The sequence below is a fragment of the Aminiphilus sp. genome, assembly GCF_029975095.1.
Lineage (GTDB): Bacteria > Synergistota > Synergistia > Synergistales > Aminiphilaceae > Aminiphilus.
Window position 1 is genome coordinate 1 of sequence record NZ_JARKPW010000019.1, and the last position, 5,569, is coordinate 5,569.

4 protein-coding genes and 1 pseudogene are annotated in these 5,569 nt (G+C 62.3%); 1 reads left to right on the forward strand and 4 read right to left on the reverse strand.

The genetic code is table 11. The annotated features are described in order from the left end of the window. On the forward strand, positions 1 to 1,527 hold a 1,527-nt coding region (gene mdoH, locus Q1K49_RS01105), incomplete at its 5' end, for a glucans biosynthesis glucosyltransferase MdoH (protein ID WP_300521810.1). On the opposite strand, the gene Q1K49_RS01110 is transcribed toward mdoH, so the two are convergent. From Q1K49_RS01110 to Q1K49_RS01125, 4 genes and pseudogenes are all read right to left on the reverse strand, one after another. Further along, positions 1,505 to 1,885: a Rid family detoxifying hydrolase gene (locus Q1K49_RS01110; RefSeq protein ID WP_300521813.1), complete on the reverse strand. Its 381-nt coding sequence runs from the start codon at positions 1,883 to 1,885 to the stop codon at positions 1,505 to 1,507. The two genes, mdoH and Q1K49_RS01110, sit on opposite strands and share 23 nt — an antisense overlap. 264 nt (positions 1,886 to 2,149) lie before the next feature. Then, positions 2,150 to 3,424, reverse strand: coding sequence for a nickel-dependent lactate racemase (gene larA / locus Q1K49_RS01115; RefSeq protein WP_300521821.1), 1,275 nt, complete (start codon positions 3,422 to 3,424; stop codon positions 2,150 to 2,152). Positions 3,425 to 3,625: 201 nt separating this feature from the next. Further along, entirely contained in the window at positions 3,626 to 4,753 is a 1,128-nt protein-coding gene (locus Q1K49_RS01120; RefSeq protein WP_300521823.1) for an acyltransferase, read from the reverse strand. A gap of 200 nt (positions 4,754 to 4,953) precedes the next feature. After that, positions 4,954 to 5,310: pseudogene (locus Q1K49_RS01125) on the reverse strand (transposase); the annotation flags it as partial. Positions 5,311 to 5,569 lie beyond the last annotated feature (259 nt).

Sequence of the window (5,569 nt, forward strand, 5' to 3'; positions counted from 1 at the left end):
AAAAACTACCGCTACATGATCGTCTTCGACGCGGACAGCGTCATGGCCGGGGAGACCATGCTCCGCATGGTGGGCATCATGGAACGGAGGCCCGACGTGGGCATCCTCCAGACACCCCCCGCCGCGGTGAACCGGGAAAGCCTTCTCGCCCGGGTGCAGCAGTTCGCCAACCACGTCTACGGCCCCATGTTCGCCGCGGGACTCCATTTCTGGCAGCTCGGTGACGCCCAGTACTGGGGGCACAACGCCATCATCCGGGTGCACCCCTTCATGGAGCATTGCCAGTTGCCGCGTCTTCCGGGAAAGGGACCTCTGGGAGGGGACATCCTGAGCCATGATTTCGTCGAGGCGGCCCTCATGCGCCGCGCCGGGTTCAGCGTGTGGCTCGCCTACGATCTGCGGGGCAGCTACGAGGAAACGCCCCCGACACTGCTGGATGAGCTGAAACGGGATCGCCGGTGGTGTCAGGGGAATCTGCAGCACCTGCGGCTGCTCTTCACCCGGGGGCTCTTTCCCGCCCACCGGGCGTTGTTCCTGAACGGCATCATGTCCTACGGTTCGGCGCTCCTCTGGTTCGTCTTCCTGCTCCTCAGCAGCGTCGAGGCGGTTCTGGAGGCGATTCTCGAGCCCAAATACTTTTCGGGCCCCGCGCTCTTTCCCGACTGGCCCGTGTGGTATCCCCACTGGGCCATCACGCTCCTCGCCTCCACGGCGGTGGTGCTCTTTCTCCCCAAGCTCTTCGCGGTGCTCCTCATCGTCCTCAAGGACCGAGAGGCCCATCTCTACGGAGGCGCGTGGAAACTTGCGGCGAGCGTCTTCCTGGAGGTGGCGGTGTCCACCCTGCTTGCGCCGGTCCGCATGTTCTTCCACACCACCTTCGTGGTCACGACCCTGCTGGGGCGGCGCGTCACCTGGGGAAGTCAGATCCGGAGCGACCGGGAGACCTCCTGGGGGGACGCCCTCCGGGCGCATTGGCTGAGCATGGTCGCCGCCCTGCTCTGGGGCGGTCTGGTCCACCTGGCGAACCCCACCTTCTTCTGGTGGATCTCGCCGGTACTCGGCCCCCTCGCCCTGGGAGCGTTCCTCTCGGTGTTCACCAGCGGAGCGTCCCTGGGACGCCTGCTCCGCCGGTGGAAGCTCCTTCTCATTCCGGAGGAGTCGGACCCGCCCCGGGAGCTGCGCGACCTGGAGGCGAACCAGAACCGGCCCCGTCCCTACTCGCCCCTGCCGATTCCCTCCGGCGAGGGGTTCGTCAGGGCCGTGGCGGACCCAGTGGTGCACCAGCTCCACACCTCCCTGCTCCTGCGCCGCCGCCGCGCCGCCCCCGCCGTGGAGAACCGCCGCCTCGAGATCGAGGAAAAGGCCCTCGCCCTGGGTCCAGGAAGTCTCTCGGCGAGGGAGAAGATGGAACTTCTCCTGGATCCCTTCCGCCTCGCCGAGCTGCACCGTCGCGTGTGGGAGCTTCCCGGACGGGAGAATGCCGCCCGGTGGGGGCTCACCTGCTTTATGCCTTCTTCACGGCGATGACGTCGATCTCCACGAGAATGTCGTCGAGCAGGGCGCTTCCCACGGTGGTGCGCACCGGATAGGGCTCGGAAAAGAACTCCCGGTACACCGCGTTGAAAGCCGCGAAATCCTCCAGGTTCGCCAGGTGCACCGTGGACTTGACCACCTCGTCCATGGACGCTCCCGCCGCCTCGAGAATCGAGCGGATGTTCGTGAGCACCTGCCGGGTCTGTTCCGCGATGGCGTCGCCCACGGTCGCTCCCGTCTTCGGATCCAGGGGCCCCTGTCCGGCCACAAAGACCAGATTGCCCACGAGAAGCCCCGGCGTATAGGGGCCGAGGGGTTTCGGCGCGCTTTCGGGATGTACGGGCTGTTTCATGCGATGGACCCTCCTCGGTTTTTTCGGATGTTTGAGCCTGCGCTGTCATTGTAGCACTGCCCCCGTCTCTGGATCGGACCATTCCGCCCGGAAACGGACCGGCCTTCCGGAAGGCTTCGTCGCCGGAAGAAGGCGGATGCGCGGCGCTGGAAACCTTGCGCTTCGAGAGGGCCCCGCCGACACGTCCGCGCACTTCGAAGCGCGCCCAAGGCACCTTGCACATCGGACCGCAGAAGCACCCGCTTCAGCGTTTCCGGCGTCGCGTCACCGGCCCTCCGGGACGAGCACGGGAACGGTGAGACTCCCCTGGGGCATGACGATGCAGCGGAACGCCGCTCCTCTCTCCGCCTCGATGCGGCCCAGGGCCTCCTCCACGGAGGCGACCTTTTCGGCGAAGAGCTTCCGTACCCTCTCCCCGCTCATGGAGGTCACCATATAGATCTTCTTCGCCGCCGCCACCTTGGCGATGCCGAAGGCCTTGTGCCCTCCCATTCTGAACTCCCTCCGGATCCGCGCCACGATGTCCTCCGGGCGGGAGGCGGTGTTCAGCCACTCCTCGAAGACCCTCTCTCCATAGCCGCCGGGACAGTCCGCCACGAGGACGATGGCGCCTCCCGCTTTCGTGGCCTTGTCCGCGTGGTCCAGGGCCTTCTGGGCCTGGTAGACGTTGATGTCCCGGGGATGACCGCAGGCGGAGACGATGGCCACGTCGGCGCGTTCCGCGACGGGCACCTCGTAGAGGGCGGACGAGACGGCCACCGCCTCCTTCCATGCCTTTTCCACGTCCCCCGCGACGACCTTCACGACCTCCCCGTTCTCGTTCGTCACCACGTTGAGGATGCAATCCACCCCCACCCTCCGGGCCGCCTCGAGCATCTCCAGGTGCAGGGGATTGGCGTCCAGGTCGGGAAGATCGTCCATGAGGGCCACCATGCGCACATGGTTGCGCTCCACCGACTCCTTTCCGGCCACGCCGGGGAGGATGGATTTCCGCCCCCCGGAATATCCGGCGAAGTAATGGGGCATGACGACCCCCAGGGTGAGCAGAAAATCCGCCTCGGCCACCAACCGGTTGACGCAAAGCTCCGATCCGGTGGCAAGCGTTCCCAGGGAAACGAGGGAATCCGGATCGTCCGCCGCGTGGGAGACGATCCGGAAGCGCCGGACCAGCTCCTCCCCGTAGACCTGGAGGTTCTGCTCCGGCGTGTGGGGATCGTGGATGCCCGTGGCCACCACCAGGGTCACTTTTTCGTCCGAAACACCCGCCTCGGCGAAGCGCCGCAGCACCGGAGGCAGCAGCAGCCCGTAGGGAGTGGGGCGGGTGATGTCGTTCACCACCACCACGATCCTTTCGGGTTTTTTCGCCCGAAGCTGCTCCAGAAGCGGCGGCGTTCCCACGGGGTGGTCCAGCGCGGCTTCCACATCGGCGGCGGTACAGGGCACCGCCTTCACTTCGGGAGGAAGGAGCACCTGGGAGAGTCTGGCCTCGTCGAGCCGGAACTCATGCGTGCCCCTGCCGTAGAGAAAGCTGAAGTTCATGGAAGACCACGCTCCTTTCCTATTTTTTTCCGGCCTCCTTCAACGAACTCCACCGACAAGCTCCGTCCTGGGAACAGGGCACGGAACAAAGCAGCTTCTCGGAAAACGACACGGGGCGACAGCGGGGAGCGATGTTCTTTCGGAACAGCCTTCGCCGGGTTCCGTGCAATGTCCCTTCTCCGGGGGGATGAACATCGGTGTTCACGCCTTCATGCCGAAGAACACGCGCAATACCCGATGCCGAAGAATCCCCCACTCGAAGAGCGCCATGACGACGGCAAAGGAGGTCGCTGCCAGAATCGCGTATTTTGCCGCCACACCCATAGCCGCATGCATGAGGAGGAAGCCGGAAAGCACGATCACCGGCTGATGAAGCATATAGAAGGGGAGCACCGCCTTGTTGGCATAGCAAAGGAAGGCATTCTCGAAGGTGCAAAAGCGTCCGGCGAAACCCAGCAAAGCCACCAGCCAGCACCAGCAGTTGAACGTGCGCAGAAAAGCGAAGGGAACACTTCGTGACGAATAACCTCCGGTGGAAAGTGCGATACCCGCCACCGTCGCGAGAATACCGAGAACAAGCCCGGTTTTCCACTCTTTCTCGGTCCTCCTCTGAAACCGCTCGTCCAGGGCGAACAGAAATCCGAGCACGAAGAGCCCGAGATAAACCAGGGGGCTCCAGCCGCCGAAGGCGCGGATGCCGATTCCCTGGGGCCACATGTTGGCCAGCGCTTCCAAAACACCAAGGGGAAGGGCGGCGAGAAAGATCGTGCCACGCTTTTCCGTGTAGGCGGCAACCCGAGCGATTCGCTCCCGAAAGACGCGCCGCGACAACAGGCGAAAAAGCGGGAGGGTCAGGAGTGAGAAGAGAAAGAGAATTTCCAGGTACCACAAATGGAGCCCCATCCAGGCAAAATTGCCGCCGAACGCGTAGAAACCATCGAAGTAATGGGGAAGAAACTGCAGAAAGGATCCGGAAAAATCGCCGTGGGTCAAGCGCTCGACATAGACCTGGGGCGGCGCGAGAAAGAAAATGCCGACGAGCAGCGGAAGCAGGAGGCGCGCGCATTTCTCCCGGATATAGTGACCGTTGTCCCGTTTCGCGAGGGAAAAGGAGGCGCTCTCCGCCGAGAGAACGAAAAAAAGCGGCATCGTCCACTGCCCCACCACCATGACGAAGACACTCATTCCAAGGCTGAGTTCATCGTTCTTCACATGCCACCCTTCGTTGTTGAAAAAACGGGCACAGTGGAAGAGAAAGACCATGCCCATGGCAAAGATGCGCAGCCAATCGATGTCGTAGCGACGCATGGAGGAACGTTCCGTTTTCACGACCATCACTCCCCGACGTGACATAGTGGGCGTTCAATGTTCGGGAAACCCTGAACAAGTTTCTCGAAAAATGTTCACAGCGGGAGAAAAAGAGGCAATACCCCGTAAAGACCACGTTTCCCGCACTCATGGCAACGGAAGGGAGAAAGTATCTCCGTCTTCCGACCCTTTTTTAACCCCGGTAGCGATTTTTGGAGACACTACCCCCTTGGGGACAGGAGAAGACCTCTCGCCATGTAAAGATTGCACAGGGCGAAGAGCACGTAGACGGCACAAGTATTTTTAGCGAGCCCTTTATAGCGCACCTTGGGAAATCCGAAGACGCATGTGACGACGTGGAAGACATGTTCGACGCGTGAACGGACTTTTGAAAGAAGACGGTTTTTCTCTTTCTCTTCTTCGGTGAGCTTCTTGTTCTTCGTACCCCTCTTTTGGGTATGATCCACGGCATTCGGGGCTTTCTTTCGGATCTCTTCGGTTTTGCCCATGTAGGCCGAATCTCCGCAGGTCCCTTTTTCTTCTCCGTGCAGGAGTTCACCGATCCTGGTGGAGTCGTGTACGTTCGCCCCCTGGTGACGAGGCTTTTGACCTGTTTGCTTTCCTTGTCCACACCGACATGGACTTTCATGCCGAAGGAGTACTGGTTGCCCTTCTTCGTGGAATGCATCTCCGCGGCCGCGTTGCTTCTCTCAGGTTTTCGCCTGCGAAGGAGCATGGATGATCGTGGCGGGCGCGTCGGTTCCCTCGGAGAGTCTCAAGCCCCGGGAGGCGAGATGAAGGTTCACCGCCTCGAAGAGACTCTTGCGAGCTTGTGGG